Here is a 16,209-nt window from a genome sequence, read left to right as displayed (position 1 = left end):
GGGGGGCATCATTGGATCTTATTATTGAATTACTTATGACATTTGCAGCAATTATTGGCTTTGGTGTTATATTCAGTGTGCCAAAACGGGCCCTCCTATTAGGGGGAGGGATCGGAGTTGTCACGTGGTTTGTTTTACAAACAGGTATCAATATGGGGACTTCTGCCATTTTTGCGACGGTTCTGGCTTCTTTAACAGCAGCAACGATTGCCCATTTATTGGCGAAAAAAATTCGAATACCTGTAACCACATTGTCTATTCCTGGCATATTGCCATTGGTCCCTGGAAGTAGAGCGTATTTTACGATGCTCGCATTTGTGGATGGTGATTATCTTCTCGGTCTTGAATACGGTGTAGAAACGATGTTACAAGCAGGAGCTATTGCAGCAGGACTCGTGTTGGCGTTATCGATCTTTTCATTTGGGAAAGGAATAGGTAATCGATATGAAACAGGTCATTAATTCATTTATGTTAAAACATGAGATGCTCAAAGAAGGTGACCACCTCATTTTAGCTGTGTCTGGTGGCCCGGATAGCATGGCGATGGTCAAATTTTTTCAAGATATGCCGTCCTCTTCATTTAAAATCACTGTTGCTCATGTGGAGCACGGCTTGCGTGGAGACGAATCGAAAAAGGACGCAGAATTTGTTAAAAAATATTGTCAATCACACCATATCCCGGTTTATTTTCATCAACCTAATGTCAGCGAGCGAAAAAAGAAAAATGGGCTATCAACTCAAGAAGCGGCGCGCCTTTGTCGCTATGAATGGTTTGAATCATTGATGAACAAGCTAGAAGCAGATAAACTTGTTTTAGCTCATCATGGAGACGATCAAATCGAAACGATGTTGATGCGACAAATTCGTGGAAGTCTATCGGGTAGAAAAGGCATTCCCGTTAAGCGACAGTTTGCTAACGGAACAATCATACGACCATTTTTGTGCGTTGAAAAAGCAACCCTCGTTCGTTTTTGCGAAACACATGACGTTCCTTATCGAAACGATCCATCAAATAAAGAAGATGACTACCAAAGAAATCGCTTACGGCATCATATACTGCCATATATTAAGCAAGAAAACCATAAAGCACATGAGATTTTTCAGTGGCAATCAGAAGCATGGTCAGATGACGAAGAATGGCTACAATCAGAAACGGAAATCATTTTGGAAAAAGTTATACTAGAGAAAAATGCAGATCGATTGTCGATTGATGGGGAAATCCTTAGAAAAACCCCCCGTGCTTTACAAAGAAGAGTCATTCATCTAATATTAAGTTATCTTTCAAAGTCCGTTCAAAAGAAAATGGATCGTCATCATATCGAGTCGGTAAAAACCCTCTTGGTAAATGACCACCCTTCGGTAACATCCCATTTACCCGATGGGATCGTTGTAGAAAAATCTTATGATCGTCTTGAATTTCGAAATTCTTTATTTGATATGCAAATTGATGCTATTGATACTCAAAAAATCGCGATTCCAAGTGAAGTCACCTTGCCTCTTGGGAAGTTAAAGGTATCCAGGGAAGTTAGGAAAAACCTTGAGGAAAAAAACATTGCTTCTCTAAGTGTGGATTTAGACGAGGTTGTCCTTCCTTTACTTGTTCGTTCAAGAAAAAAAGGAGACCGTATGTCTTATGTGGGTGGAGAAGGAACGAAAAAAATCAAGGATTTGTTTATCGATCAAAAAGTTCCGAAAAGAGATCGTGATGTTTGGCCCATTGTCACGGATAGTCATGATACAATATTATGGGTCCCGTTTTTGAAACGATCCAATGAAGCCTTAGTGAATAAATCTTCAACTCAAGTAGCTAATCTAACGTACGAGCTTTATACATAGGCATTAAGGCAGGCACTTATTAAATAACGATATATTTAGGAGGCTCATGAAACAATTATGAGAGATGATATTCAAGAAATATTAATTACTGAAGAACAAATTCAAGAGAAAATTCGTGAATTAGGAGCGCAATTAACGGAAGAATATGAAGGAAGGTTTCCGTTGGTCGTCGGTATTTTAAAGGGTTCTCTTCCATTTATGGGGGATTTAATTCAAAAAATCGATACACATATAGAATTTGATTTAATGGATGTTTCCAGTTACGGGAACGAACTTGTGTCATCAGGCGAAGTGAAAATTGTGAAAGACTTAAATACATCGGTAGAAGGAAGAGATGTATTAATCCTAGAAGATATTATTGATAGCGGGACAACATTAAGCTACTTAGTAAAACTGTTTGAATACCGTAAAGCGAAGTCAGTGAAAATCGTCACGTTGTTAGATAAACCTGATGGAAGGTCAGTTGATATATACCCTGATATTACTGGATTTGTTGTTCCAGATAAGTTCGTCGTAGGTTATGGATTGGATTATATTGAGCGCTACCGGAACCTCCCGTATGTTGGAGTATTAAAACCTGAAATTTATCAAAGTTAATTGATTGTGATTTGTGACATTTGTATGATAGTATAATCTAAGTGTATTTGACGTGGGAGGAGGTTCAGGATGAATCGGATATTTCGTAATACGATCTTTTATTTATTGATATTCCTAGTTATCGTGGGGATTGTTAGCATTTTTCAGGCTGATCCCGATGAGACAACGGAAATGACATTAAATGAATTTCGCCAAGAATTAGATAATGATAATATTGAATCTTTATCGATTCAACCTAAACTAGATGTGTACGCTGCTCGAGGGCAACTTAGAGGAGCAGCAGAAGACGAGTTTTTTACAGTTAATGTTCCAGACCTTCAAGTCTTTTTAGAAGAGGTGGTTGCTGCAGCTGGTGACCAAGGGATGGATGAACTTGTCATTGAACAAGCAGAGGAACCAAGTGGATGGGTGAACTTTTTTGTAGCGGTCATTCCATTTGTGATTATCTTCATTTTATTCTTCTTCTTATTGAGCCAGTCTCAAGGTGGAGGCAGTAAAGTCATGAACTTCGGTAAGAGTAAAGCGAAGCTCGTGAGCGAAGATAAGAAAAAAGCCCGTTTTAAAGATGTGGCTGGTGCAGATGAAGAAAAGCAAGAACTAATAGAAGTGGTTGAGTTCTTAAAAGAACCACGTAAATTCGCAGAAATTGGTGCGAGAATTCCTAAAGGTGTTCTTCTTGTTGGACCACCAGGTACTGGTAAAACATTAATTGCAAGAGCAGTTGCCGGGGAAGCAGGAGTTCCATTCTTCTCTATTAGTGGTTCTGATTTCGTAGAAATGTTTGTCGGTGTCGGTGCATCTCGTGTACGTGACTTGTTCGAAAATGCGAAAAAGAACGCGCCTTGTATTATTTTCATTGATGAAATTGATGCGGTAGGTCGTCGTCGTGGAGCTGGTGTAGGTGGCGGACACGATGAGCGTGAACAAACGTTAAACCAATTGCTAGTTGAAATGGACGGGTTTGGTGTAAATGAAGGTATTATCCTCATTGCAGCGACGAACCGTGCAGATATCCTTGACCCTGCATTATTACGTCCAGGTCGTTTCGACCGCCAGATCATGGTAGGACGTCCTGATGTAAAAGGTCGCGAAGCGGTACTTGAAGTACATGCTAAAGGTAAACCGCTTGAAGATGATGTGAATTTAAAAGCGATTGCTCAACGAACGCCAGGTTTCTCAGGTGCTGACTTGGAAAACTTGTTAAACGAAGCGGCACTAGTTGCTGCTCGTACAGATAGAACGAAGATCGACATGGCATCTGTTGAAGAAGCGATTGATAGAACAATCGCTGGACCTTCCAAGAAAAGTCGAGTCATCTCTGAAAAAGAACGAGCCATTGTTGCTCACCACGAAGCTGGTCATACTGTTGTTGGTGTGAAGCTAGAGAGCGCAGACATGGTTCATAAAGTAACCATCGTTCCTCGTGGGCAAGCTGGCGGTTACGCCATGATGCTACCAAAAGAAGACCGTTATTTCATGACTAAACCTGAACTTCTAGATAAGATTGTCGGCCTTTTAGGTGGACGTGTTGCAGAAGAAGTGATGTTCAATGAAGTAAGTACGGGAGCTCATAATGACTTCCAACGTGCTACAGGCATTGCTCGTAAGATGGTTATGGAATATGGAATGAGTGATAAACTAGGACCTGTACAGTTCGGAAATACTCAAGGCGAAGTGTTCTTAGGTCGAGATATGGGTAGCGAGTCAAACTTCAGTGAAACGATTGCTTATGAAATCGATTTGGAAGTTCAACGTATTCTTAAGGAGTCTTATGAACGTTGTCGACAAATTCTAGTAGAAAACAAAGCAAGCCTTCAACTTGTTGCTGAAACGTTACTAGAGCATGAGACATTGGACGCAGAGCAAATCCGCTCACTTATTGATGACGGAAAGCTCCCAGATGATCACCATTTCACGAAAAAGTTAAATGATGAAAAGAAGACTGCTGATGATGAAGATGTAAAAGTAACCATTCAGAGCAAAGAAGAAGAAAGAGATGCGATGAAGGATTTCTTAGGATCAGATTCTAGTGAAGAAGCAGATCAAAAACAAGATAACAAAGAAGATGACCGAAAAAAAGATGAGTAAATAAATTTGAGGGTGTCCCGCATGTGTCTGCACACTACGTCGTCAATCCATATTAATAAATCTTTTCAATAATTTATTAATATGATTGGCTAGTGGCCGATTCGATGTTTTGGGCACCCTTTTTACTATAAGATAAAGTACTTCTCACGAAATAAAATCTCTTTTGCAGAGGCGGGGAGAACGGATGAATTTAGTAATTGATGTAGGGAATACGAAAATGGCTATAGGAATTTACGACCAAGACGAATGGCAGTATTATTGGACGATTCAGACGAATACATCCAAAACTGCTGATGAATACGGGGTTTTAATAAACAACCTCTTTCAATTTGAAGGATTGAAGCTTGAGGAGATAAGCGGGGGTATCATTTCTTCTGTGGTCCCAACCATTGATCAATGTTTAAAAACAATGTGCCAAATGTATTTTCAATTTACTCCAATGTTTATCGGGCCAGGAATTAAAACAGGGTTAAATATCCTCTACGATAATCCAAAAGAAGTAGGGGCAGACCGAATTGTTAACGCGGTTGCCGGTATTCACCAATATGATGGACCATTGATTATTGTTGATACAGGCACAGCGACAACTTTTTGCTACATCAATGAGAAGAAGCAATATGTCGGGGGAGCTATCGCGCCAGGTATGAATATTTCCATGGATGCATTGTATCAACGAGCGTCTAAATTACCTAAAGTAGAAACAGTGAAAGCGAAGAGTGTGATTGGAAAAAATACGATTCATGCGATGCAATCTGGTTTTCTTTACGGTTTTGTCGGTCAAATTGAAGGGATTATCTGGCGAATCAAAAAAGAAATGGGAACAGAACCTACCATTATTGCTACAGGAGAGATGGCAAAAGTAATTGGAGAAGAAACAAAAGCAATTGATTATGTAGACGAGTGGTTGACATTAAAAGGATTACAACTCGTTTATGAGCGTAACTATAGAGCCTAAATAAGGTGAACAGAAAAAAGGAGTCAGATACAATGAAGGATTATATAGTGAAAGCACTTGCCTATGATGACAAGGTAAGAGTGTATGCAATGCAATCAACAGAAATGGTGAAAGAAGCAGCGGAACGTCAAGGAACATGGAGAACAGTGACAGCGGCACTAGGCCGTGCGCTAACTGCAGGAACAATGATGGGGACAATGCTTAAAGGCGACGAAAAGTTAACAATAAAAATAGAAGGTAACGGACCTGCAAGTCCGATTATCGTAGATGCTAATGCAGATGGAACAGCTAGAGGCTATGTGTCACAAGCTGCGATTGACCCTGAACGTAAGGACAATGGAAAGCTTAATGTTTCTGCAGTTGTTGGCAACGAAGGCACATTGTCTGTCGTGAAAGATTTAGGCATGAAAGATTACTTTACTGGGAGTGTTCCAATCGTTTCAGGAGAACTAGGAGAAGATTTCACGTATTATTTTGCATCATCTGAACAAACGCCTTCATCTGTTGGACTTGGAGTCGTTATAGGTGAAGGTGACGAAGTCCAAGGTGCTGGAGGGTTTATTTTACAAATGATGCCAGGAGTAGAAGATGAAACGATTGATGATATAGAACAAAGGTTAAACGCATTACCTCCTGTTTCCTCTTTAATCCAAAGTGGACATACACCTGAACAAATTGTTGAACTATTAACCGGTGTTGGTAACTACCGTGTCATAGAGACGGTAGAAACATCTTTTCAGTGTCATTGCTCAAAAGAACGCATGGGTAACGCGATATTTGGTTTAAACGAAGAGGACCTCCGTGCGATGATCGTTGAGGACGAAGGGGCAGAAACAACGTGTCATTTTTGCAATGAAACATATTTGTTCTCTAAAGGTGAGCTAGAAGAATTACTAGCAGAAAAATTGCAGTCGTAAAACCAGTTTTTTCTTGACCACTTCCGAATTGGTTGGTATGATTAATCTATATTAATCCAATGAACTTACTCGGTTTTATTATAAGGAGGAGAATTTTGATGGCTAAAGTTGTGAACTCGATTACAGAACTAATAGGTGAAACTCCATTGGTGAAACTGCAGCGACTAGTGACAGATGAACATGCAGATGTTTACTTGAAACTAGAGTATATGAATCCTGGTAGCAGTGTAAAAGACCGAATTGCCTTATCAATGATTGAAGATGCGGAAAAAAAGGGTGCATTAAAACCTGGTGATACAATTGTTGAACCAACAAGTGGGAACACAGGAATAGGTCTGGCAATGGTAGCTGCAGCAAAAGGGTATCGGTCTCTTCTTGTTATGCCCGAGACAATGAGTATGGAAAGACGTAATTTGCTTCGTGCATACGGAGCTGAATTAGTATTGACTCCTGGTCCGGACGGCATGGGTGGCGCGATTCAAAAAGCTCGTGACTTACAAAGAGAACATGGTTATTTTATGCCACAACAATTTGAAAACGAAGCTAATCCTAAAGTTCACCGAGAAACTACTGGAAAAGAGCTAGTTGAGCAAGTTGGCGATCAGTTGGATGCGTTCGTTTCAGGAATTGGAACAGGTGGAACAATTACTGGTGCAGGGGAAGTATTGAAAGAAAACTTTCCAAATGTTAAATTAATCGCACTAGAACCATCGGATTCTCCAATTTTATCAGGTGGAAAAAAGGGTCCACATAAAATTCAGGGTATTGGTGCTGGATTTATACCGGATATATTGAAAACCGATCTATACGATGAAGTGATGACGGTTTCTACAGAACAATCGTTTGAATATGCTCGTCGTGCAGCGCGAGAAGAAGGAATTTTAGGTGGTATTTCTTCTGGAGCCGCGATTTATGCTGCCCTTGAAGTGGCAAAACGATTAGGCAAAGGCAAAAAAGTAGTAGCAGTCATTCCAAGTAACGGAGAGCGCTACTTAAGTACTCCACTATATCAATTTGAGGAAGAAGAATAGGATCTAAATTATTGAAAGGGCCGCTATTAGTCATGTGGTCCTTTTTTGTTTCCATTTTATGACGGGAGAAAGACGAGTGAAGCTTTAGTGATTGAAATTAATTATCGTCTAACTACTCCGCCTTAGTGAGTCCTTTTGTTAAAAGTAAACTTATTAACTAAAAAAGTATGATGTAGACCAAAATATTACAACCATTTTCCACTACTTAAACGTTTATTATCATTGCACCTGCTTGGATACCACCGTATAATTAGTGGAAGAAAAGAAATGATTCGTTAATGGCGGCGTGAGGTGGACGAAATAATGACGATTTATAAACGAAAATCGGTCGGAACACAAAGAAAATTAAAAGAAATGACGACCGATTGGTTTCAAACCTATTCCTATTTATCAGAAAATAAAGACCATCATGTTTTACTCGAAAGCGGTCGGGGTGGCAGGTATTCGATTATTGGACTTACCCCTTGGGCAGTCATTAAAGGAAAAGATGAAAGGTTAACGATAAAAACATCTTATCATGAGGAAGAAGAAAGAGGTCCCTTGCTGCCATCGCTAAGAAAATGGCTTCGTACGTATCGCATCGAAGCAAATCATGAACTACCAGAAATACAAGGTGGGTTGATTGGACAATTTAGCTATGATTTAATAAGGGAAATTGAAGAACTACCAGAAAGTTCCACTGATGATTTGGATACAGATGATCTCTATCTAATGGCATTTGATGAACTGTATGTCATTGATCATCAACAAGATGTTATTTGGTTTATCGCTGTTATTTCAGATGAAGATTATTCACGCAGTGAAAAGATATTGACAGAAATGATTACTCGTTGGCGTGAAGGAGAAAAAGCAAGAACTCGAAACGCTCAATTTTCACTACCGAACGAGTCTATCCCATTGAACGAGACGATTGAACGATCTTTTGAAGAAGAGGCATTTAAAGTTGCAGTCGAAAAAACGAAACAATATATTCGTTCAGGAGATGTGTTTCAAGTGAACTTATCTGTTCGCGAATCACGTGCTCGTGTAACACACCCTCTGCACATCTATCGTTGTTTAAGAGAATTGAATCCATCTCCTTATATGGGTTACATGCAGACTCCGACTATTCAGTATGTCAGCGCATCGCCTGAACTACTCGTGAAGGTCAAAGGGGATGAGGTCAGTACGAGACCAATTGCAGGAACTCGTTCTAGAGGGAAAAATGAAGAAGAAGACTTAGCGTTAGCAAATACACTTTTAAATAACGAGAAAGAACGAGCGGAACACATTATGCTCGTTGATTTAGAAAGAAATGATTTAGGACGAGTTTGTGAATACGGCTCTGTAGAAGTTGATGAGTTAATGGTCATTGAAAAATACTCGCATGTGATGCATATAGTTTCTAATGTTAAAGGCATAAAAGCGAAGGAGCATGACGCCCTTGATGTCATTGCGGCAACATTTCCAGGGGGAACGATTACTGGAGCCCCCAAAATTCGAACGATGGAAATTATTGAAGAGTTAGAACCTGTTAGACGCGGAGCTTATACTGGTTCGTTTGGATGGATTGGTTTTCAAGGCGATATGGAATTAAATATTACGATTCGAACGATGATTGCCAAAGAAGGAATTTGTTACGTTCAAGCAGGGGCAGGTATTGTCATTGACTCTGATCCAAAAGCAGAGTATAAAGAATCATTAAAGAAAGCAAAAGCGTTATGGAGAGCAAAAGAGATGAGTGAAGAAGAGCTGAGGAGGAATAAACGATGATTTTAATGATTGATAACTATGATTCATTTACTTACAATCTTGTACAATATTTAGGAGAAATGGGAGAAGAACTGGTGATTCGTCGAAACGATCAAATTACCGTTACTGAAATTGAAGAAATGTCACCAGACTACTTAATGATTTCTCCAGGACCGTGTAGCCCAAATGAAGCGGGAATTAGCATGGAGTCGATCGAAGCATTTGCAGGGAAAATTCCAATTTTCGGAGTGTGTTTAGGGCACCAGTCGATTGCACAAGTTTTCGGAGGTGACGTTGTCCGTGCGGAAAGATTGATGCATGGAAAAACATCAGAAGTAAAGCATGATGGACAAACAGTTTTCCAAGATATTGAGGATCCTTTTGTAGCAACCCGTTATCATTCATTAATCGTCAAACGTGAAACATTACCTGATTGCTTGGAAATATCTGCAGAAACAGACCAAGGAGAAATCATGGCTTTGCGCCATAAAACATTACCTGTTGAAGGGGTGCAGTTTCATCCTGAATCTATTATGACAGATGTAGGAAAACGATTATTAAGAAATTTCTTAAACCGGTACAGGGAGTTTGACAAAACATGTATCTCTTCATAAATGGATCGTTTATGAAACAAGAAGACGTTGTGTTGTCACCATTTGACCACGGTTTTTTATATGGATTAGGTTTATTTGAAACATTTCGTACGTATAATGGTCATCCATTTTTACTGGATGACCATTTTCATCGATTGTATGAAAGTGCAAATACTTTGAATATATCGATGACAACGTATAATAGACATCAAGTGAAAGAAATCGTTGATGAGTTGCTTCGGTTAAATGACTTACAAGACGGTTATTTCCGGTGGAATGTCTCTGCAGGAGAAAGGGAAATTGGCCTTTCAACGAAACCGTATGAGCAATCTAATACCATCGTATACGTAAAACCGTTATCATTAGGAATAATAAATCATAAAAAGGGCCAAACATTAACGTTACGTAGGAATTCACCTGAAGGAGATTTTCGTTTGAAGTCTCATCATTATTTAAATAATATCCTTGGCAAGCGAGAATTAGGGGAAAAATCAAATGTAGAAGGGATTTTTCTCACAGAGGATGAGGTACTTTCTGAAGGACTCGTTTCTAACTTGTTTTGGGTGAAAGATGGACAACTTTTTACACCTGATATGTCGTGTGGGTGCTTAAATGGAATTACTCGGCAGTATCTCATTGCTTTAGCTGAAAAAGAAGGTTTTGTCGTGAAACAAGGTCGATTTCCTCTCCACAAAGCATTAGATGCAGATGAGGTGTTAGTAACAAACTCTGTGCAAGGTGTCATTCCATTATCCGAGTGGGATGGGGTGAATTTCCCAGGTAATAAAGGTGTTTGGTTTAAATGGGCATATAACTACCTTAAACATCAGTCGGCTACTCTTTGGACTAAACAAGAACTTTGAGGCATAAATTTTAAGCGGGAAAAGGTGATCAGCGATGGCGAAAACAACATTGATGGAATGGGATCAATATAAACTCGATTTTTCAGAGAAAACCTTTGTGATGGGAATTTTAAACGTAACACCAGATTCTTTTTCTGATGGTGGTATTTTTAAAGAAGCGAAAAAAGCAGCAGAAAGAGCGCAGAAAATGATCATGCAAGGGGCTCATATTATTGATGTTGGCGGAGAATCCACTAGACCTGGAGCTATTGCAATTTCAGAGGAAGAAGAGCTCCGTAGAGTGATCGAACCTTTGAAATCGGTTAGAAAGGCGATTCAAGCTCCTATCTCCATCGATACGTACAAAGCGAATGTAGCGGAGAAAGCGATTCAAGCAGGCGCAAACATCATTAATGATGTTTGGGGATGTAAAGCAGATCCTAAGATGGCAGCAGTAGCTGCTCACTACGATGTACCGATTATTCTTATGCATAACAGAGATAAAGCAGAGTATAAAGATCTTATTAACGATATGAAGATGGACTTAGAAGAAAGCATTCGAATCTGTCATCAGGCGGGTGTTCGAGATGAACGAATTATTTTGGATCCGGGCATCGGGTTTGCGAAAAGTTATGAAGACAATATACAAGTGATGCGTCGATTAGAAGAATTCACATCTCTAGGTTATCCGATGTTATTGGGGACGTCTAGAAAATCCTTGATTGCGAAAACGTTGGAGTTACCAGTGAATGAAAGAGTAGAAGGAACAGGAGCAACTGTCTGTCTTGGAATTGAAAAGGGTTGTGAGATCATTCGTGTTCATGATGTGTTAGAAATAAGTCGAATGGCAAAAATGATGGATGCTATGATTGGCAAAGGTGATTTTACACTTACTCAAACGATGTAAAAGAGGAGATGGGCGTATGGATAAAATTTATGTGAATGGAATGAAGTTTTACGGATATCATGGGGCATTTCCTGAAGAAAATAAACTTGGTCAACGTTTTCAAGCGGATGTGACGTTGGAATTAGATACGAGACCAGCTGGGGAAAGTGATGACCTCAACCAAACGGTGAATTACGCGAAGGTTTATGAAGCTGCCAAACAAGTTCTTGAGGGAGAGCCAGTTAAACTTGTGGAAACCTTGACGGCACGATTAGCGGATCTTTTACTCGAACAATTTGAAATTGTTGATGCGTGTGTCGTTAAAGTAACGAAACCGGATCCGCCAATACCTGGACACTATGATCACGTAGCAGTAGAGATCAGAAGAGAAAGGGACTAGTACAGTATGGATGAGCAGCACATTAGTTATATCGCATTAGGTTCAAATCAAGGAGCAAGGCTAGATCATCTAGAAAATGCCGTGGAAAAATTAGAGGGAGAACCTCGTATTACGATTTTGGCTTCTTCGTCCATTTACGAGACAAAACCAGTTGGGGTGACCGATCAACCTGCGTTTTTAAATATGGTTGTAAAAATTGCAACGAACTATACTCCTCTTGACTTGCTTAAAGTGACCCAAAAAATAGAGGAATCAGGCGGACGCCAGCAAAAAGGGACTTGGGGACCGAGGACAATTGACCTTGACATTTTGTTGTTTAACAACGAAAATATACAATTGAACTTACTTCAAATTCCACACCCTCGTATGTTTGAACGTGGGTTTGTGTTAATACCACTGCAAGAGTTAGAGCCTAACTTAAGGTTGAATGATGGCCGAGGCATTGATACATATGTAAATCAATTAACCGATAAAGAAGGTGTTCGTAAATGGAGGAGCTCGTTTGGGGTAGAAGAATAAGGGCATTTCGGAAGCTAAAAGGTTTTACGCAAGAAGACTTAGCTAAGATGCTCGGTGTTTCTGTGTCTGTTCTAGGGGAGATTGAGCGAGGAACTCGAAAACCTGAAGAAGATTTGTTGAATCGTGTGACGGAGACGTTAAACGTCACTTATGATGAACTGACTTCGATTAAATGAAGTAAGAGGTGATAGATGATGTTGACAATTGGTAACGTGTTAATGAATAATCCAGTCGTCCTTGCACCAATGGCGGGAGTATGTAATCCAGCCTTTCGTTTAATTGCGAAGGAATTCGGAACAGGGCTCGTTTGTGCAGAAATGGTGAGTGATAAAGCCATTCTCCATAAAAATAAACGATCCCTAGAAATGCTTTTTGTAGATGATCGAGAAAAGCCGTTAAGTTTGCAAATATTTGGAGCGACGAAAGAAACGCTCGGTGAAGCGGTGAAAGTCGTAGACAAACAAACAAACGCCGATATTATTGATATAAACATGGGATGTCCAGTGCCGAAAATCACTTCTTGTGATGCAGGAGCCAAGTGGCTTTTAAGCCCAGATAAAATATATGAAATGGTTTCACACGCTGTGAAACAAGCAGATAAACCAGTAACAGTAAAAATGCGAACTGGTTGGGATGACGATCATATCTATGCCGTTGAAAACGCAAAGGCAGTGGAAGCTGGTGGTGGGAAGGCTGTATCTATCCATGGACGAACGAGATACCAAATGTACGAAGGTAAAGCCGACTGGGATGTCATTCGTCAAGTAAAAGAAGCGGTGAACATTCCTATTATCGGTAACGGAGATATTGAAACGCCAGAAGATGCAAAGCGAATGATGGATCAATGTGGTGTAGATGGTGTGATGATTGGTAGAGCAGCACTTGGAAATCCATGGATGTTGTACCGAACCGTTCATTATTTAAAAACTGGGGAAAACATTCCTGAACCAACACCACAAGAAAAGATGGACGTGTGTATCCTTCATATGGATCGTTTGATTAAGCTCAAGGGTGAGAATGTAGCGGTAAGAGAAATGAGAAAGCACGCCTCTTGGTATATTAAAGGATTAAGAGGAGCGGCTGGGATTCGTGATGAAATTAACCAATTATCAACGCGAGATGAGATGGCTGAAGTACTAACGAACTTGTCAGGTTTTCTAGAAGAGAAGCAACCTCGAGAAAAAGTTATCCAAAAGGTATAAGTTGACAAGAACGGTGAACTTTCCTATAATACCTCTGAGATTATACGAAACTGCTAGCACTATGCTGGCAGTTTTCTTCATTAATAAATTTATTTGATTTGTTTTTTATGCTCTGCTCCTATAAAGTAAACAAAGGAGTAATTGTACGTTTCGTATACATAGCGGTATGGGGCGAAGGAATATAATTTTAATTAGGAGATGATGGAGTTGACGCAAGAATTTGATGGTACGGATCAGTTGCAAGTACGCCGCGAAAAGTTAAATAACATACTTGATTTAGGAATTGACCCTTTTGGATCTCGTTTTGAACGGTCTCATGATGCGAAGATGATTAAAGAAGGTTATGAGAATGTGGAGAAGGACGAGCTTGCTGAACAAGAAGTAGCTGTGACAATTGCAGGGAGAATGATGACGAAGCGAGGAAAAGGGAAAGCTGGTTTTGCCCATATTCAAGATCTAACAGGGCAAATTCAAATTTATGTGCGTAAAGATCAAGTTGGCGATGAGAGGTACGACTTATTTACTCGTGCAGACATTGGTGACATTGTAGGGATCACTGGCGTTATTTTTAAAACAAAAGTTGGTGAGCTTTCCGTTAAAGCTCAGGACTTACAAATTCTGACGAAGTCACTCCGTCCCCTACCAGATAAATACCATGGTCTGAAAGATGTCGAACAACGATACCGTCAACGATACTTAGATCTAATTGTAAATCCAGAAGTAAGGGATACGTTTGTATTACGTAGTAAAATTCTTCAATCGATGCGTCGTTATCTAGATGACCACGGCTATTTAGAAGTAGAAACACCGATGATGCATTCGATTCCAGGTGGTGCCTCTGCTAGACCTTTTGTTACGCATCACAATGCATTGGACATGACGCTTTATATGCGAATTGCGATTGAACTTCATTTGAAGCGGTTAATCGTAGGTGGGTTAGAAAAAGTTTATGAAATTGGGCGAGTTTTCCGTAATGAAGGAGTGTCTACAAGGCATAACCCTGAATTTACGATGATAGAGCTTTATGAAGCATACGCTGATTTCAATGACATCATGGCGCTAACGGAAAACTTAGTTGCTCATATTTCTAAAGAAATTTTAGGGACGACAAAAGTACAATATGGTGAATTAGAAATAGATTTAGAACCTAAATGGAAAAGAGTCCACATGGTTGATGCGATCAAAGAACATACAGGAGTCGATTTCTGGGCAGAGATGTCTGATGAAGAGGCTCATCAGTTAGCTGAAAAACATGGTGTTCACGTTCAAAAGACCATGAAGTTTGGTCACGTAGTAAATGAGTTCTTTGAGACATTTGTAGAGGAGAAACTCATTCAACCTACGTTTGTATATGGTCATCCGCTAGATATTTCCCCATTAGCGAAGAAAAACGAAGAAGATCCTCGATTCACAGATCGCTTCGAGCTCTTTATTGTTGGTCGGGAACATGCGAATGCTTTTACAGAATTAAATGATCCAATTGATCAACGTCAGCGGTTTGAAGCTCAACTTGTTGAAAGAGAGCAAGGCGATGATGAAGCTCATATGATGGATGAAGACTTTGTTGAATCTTTGGAATACGGAATGCCTCCAACTGGTGGTCTTGGAATTGGAATTGACCGATTAGTTATGCTGCTGACCAATTCACAATCTATTCGTGATGTATTGTTGTTCCCACAAATGCGTCAACGTTCTGAAGACCAAGAAGAAAAATAAAGTAAGTTATCAAATGAATCCCACGTTGTTCTTTTGGATGGCGTGGGGTTTTGATGGGTAATACTAAAAAATTTTATTTATTAAATTTCCTAGTTGATAATTCTATGGTACGCCTTTTGGAAAGCAACGTATGAAGATCACTAAGGGTGATGTCCAGATGAGATGCCGGTACAAGCAAGTGTGTTTTTCTAAATTAATGACAAGCTTTAACAGAGCTAAATTATAAAATGAAATGAGTAAAGGGACATTTCTTCAATTTGATGAAGGGTACTGATTTTTATTGTGACAAGTTTAAACTAGGCAGAGAGTAATGCCTGAGTAATGCCTCGAACTTGGATTCATGTCGTGATAAAATAAGTAGCGACAGTTTTTCATAAGTGAATTTTATTATAGTTTTTTTTGACCCCAGAGCATCTATACTATGTAAAAAAGACGAGGTTAGAAATTTATTTTGTTTTTATTGAAAAAAATCTTGATTTCTATTTTATAATCATGTTATATTATTACCTGTCGCTCCAAACGGAAGACAACAAATTGAAAAAACAGATGAAAAAGTTTTTTAAGAAAGTTGTTGACGAAAATGGAGAAAGGTGATATATTTATTGAGTCGCCAAAAACGACAAAAGCGAAAACGAGCGTTGTCTAAATAAGAGTTTTTAAGAAAGTTATAAAAGATTTTGTTTTTGGACAAGTTTCGTTATTGACCTTTGAAAACTAAACAAGAAGCCAAGCGAAGTTGGATATTTTAAAATATCCCGTCAATAGAAACAATCGTTGAATGGAAACATTCGACAAACGCCAGACGAAAGTTTGGTTTTGATGTCATGGACATCAAACTTGATGAAAAGTCATCATACTTTATCGGAGAGTTTGATCCTGGCTCAGGACGAACGCTG

16 protein-coding genes are annotated in these 16,209 nt (G+C 39.4%); all 16 read left to right on the top strand.

The genetic code is table 11. The features are described from left to right. Window positions 1-11: 11 nt before the first annotated feature. The 16 genes from QDN89_RS21185 (at window position 12) to lysS (ending at window position 15,313) form a co-directional block, all read left to right on the top strand. Window positions 12-461, top strand: coding sequence for a threonine/serine exporter family protein (locus QDN89_RS21185; RefSeq protein ID WP_280772181.1), 450 nt, complete (start codon window positions 12-14; stop codon window positions 459-461). Next, a complete protein-coding gene (gene tilS, locus QDN89_RS21180) occupies window positions 445-1,836 on the top strand; it encodes a tRNA lysidine(34) synthetase TilS (protein ID WP_280772180.1) in 1,392 nt (463 codons plus the stop codon). The genes QDN89_RS21185 and tilS overlap by 17 nt, the downstream gene beginning before the upstream one ends. Before the next feature lie 57 nt (window positions 1,837-1,893). Continuing rightward, window positions 1,894-2,433, top strand: coding sequence for a hypoxanthine phosphoribosyltransferase (gene hpt / locus QDN89_RS21175; RefSeq protein WP_280772179.1), 540 nt, complete (start codon window positions 1,894-1,896; stop codon window positions 2,431-2,433). Window positions 2,434-2,502: 69 nt separating this feature from the next. Continuing rightward, complete coding sequence (gene ftsH / locus QDN89_RS21170) at window positions 2,503-4,521, top strand: ATP-dependent zinc metalloprotease FtsH (RefSeq protein WP_280772178.1); 2,019 nt, start codon at window positions 2,503-2,505, stop codon at window positions 4,519-4,521. 184 nt (window positions 4,522-4,705) lie between these two features. Next, window positions 4,706-5,476 (top strand): type III pantothenate kinase, encoded by a 771-nt coding sequence (locus QDN89_RS21165; protein WP_280772177.1) that lies wholly within the window; start codon window positions 4,706-4,708, stop codon window positions 5,474-5,476. Between the two features lie 32 nt (window positions 5,477-5,508). Next, window positions 5,509-6,393: an Hsp33 family molecular chaperone HslO gene (hslO, locus tag QDN89_RS21160; protein ID WP_280772176.1), complete on the top strand. Its 885-nt coding sequence runs from the start codon at window positions 5,509-5,511 to the stop codon at window positions 6,391-6,393. A gap of 98 nt (window positions 6,394-6,491) precedes the next feature. Then, window positions 6,492-7,424, top strand: coding sequence for a cysteine synthase A (gene cysK / locus QDN89_RS21155; RefSeq protein WP_280772175.1), 933 nt, complete (start codon window positions 6,492-6,494; stop codon window positions 7,422-7,424). A 303-nt stretch (window positions 7,425-7,727) separates the two neighbouring features. Beyond that, a complete protein-coding gene (locus QDN89_RS21150; RefSeq protein WP_280772174.1) occupies window positions 7,728-9,176 on the top strand; it encodes an anthranilate synthase component I family protein in 1,449 nt (482 codons plus the stop codon). Beyond that, entirely contained in the window at window positions 9,173-9,769 is a 597-nt protein-coding gene (gene pabA, locus QDN89_RS21145) for an aminodeoxychorismate/anthranilate synthase component II (protein ID WP_280772173.1), read from the top strand. The genes QDN89_RS21150 and pabA overlap by 4 nt, the downstream gene beginning before the upstream one ends. Next, the gene (pabC, locus tag QDN89_RS21140; RefSeq protein ID WP_280772172.1) at window positions 9,754-10,611 is read left to right on the top strand and encodes an aminodeoxychorismate lyase; all 858 of its coding nucleotides are present in this window, start codon (window positions 9,754-9,756) and stop codon (window positions 10,609-10,611) included. The genes pabA and pabC overlap by 16 nt, the downstream gene beginning before the upstream one ends. A gap of 52 nt (window positions 10,612-10,663) precedes the next feature. After that, window positions 10,664-11,497 carry a dihydropteroate synthase gene (folP, locus tag QDN89_RS21135; RefSeq protein ID WP_280772222.1) on the top strand — a complete coding sequence of 278 codons (834 nt, stop codon included), beginning with the start codon at window positions 10,664-10,666 and terminating at the stop codon, window positions 11,495-11,497. Between the two features lie 16 nt (window positions 11,498-11,513). Next, window positions 11,514-11,876 (top strand): dihydroneopterin aldolase, encoded by a 363-nt coding sequence (gene folB / locus QDN89_RS21130; protein WP_280772171.1) that lies wholly within the window; start codon window positions 11,514-11,516, stop codon window positions 11,874-11,876. A 6-nt stretch (window positions 11,877-11,882) separates the two neighbouring features. Next, complete coding sequence (gene folK, locus QDN89_RS21125; protein ID WP_280772170.1) at window positions 11,883-12,395, top strand: 2-amino-4-hydroxy-6-hydroxymethyldihydropteridine diphosphokinase; 513 nt, start codon at window positions 11,883-11,885, stop codon at window positions 12,393-12,395. Further along, window positions 12,365-12,571, top strand: a complete 207-nt coding sequence (locus tag QDN89_RS21120) for a helix-turn-helix domain-containing protein (RefSeq protein WP_280772169.1) — start codon at window positions 12,365-12,367, stop codon at window positions 12,569-12,571. Before folK ends, QDN89_RS21120 begins: the two co-directional genes overlap by 31 nt. 18 nt (window positions 12,572-12,589) lie before the next feature. After that, window positions 12,590-13,597 (top strand): tRNA dihydrouridine synthase DusB, encoded by a 1,008-nt coding sequence (dusB, locus tag QDN89_RS21115; protein WP_280772221.1) that lies wholly within the window; start codon window positions 12,590-12,592, stop codon window positions 13,595-13,597. 207 nt (window positions 13,598-13,804) lie between these two features. Continuing rightward, window positions 13,805-15,313 carry a lysine--tRNA ligase gene (gene lysS, locus QDN89_RS21110; RefSeq protein WP_425335433.1) on the top strand — a complete coding sequence of 503 codons (1,509 nt, stop codon included), beginning with the start codon at window positions 13,805-13,807 and terminating at the stop codon, window positions 15,311-15,313. Window positions 15,314-16,209: the final 896 nt, after the last annotated feature.

This window comes from Salipaludibacillus daqingensis (assembly GCF_029891575.1).
In the GTDB taxonomy this organism is placed as follows: domain Bacteria; phylum Bacillota; class Bacilli; order Bacillales; family Salisediminibacteriaceae; genus Salipaludibacillus; species Salipaludibacillus daqingensis.
This window is presented reverse-complemented; position numbering and strand designations above follow the sequence as displayed.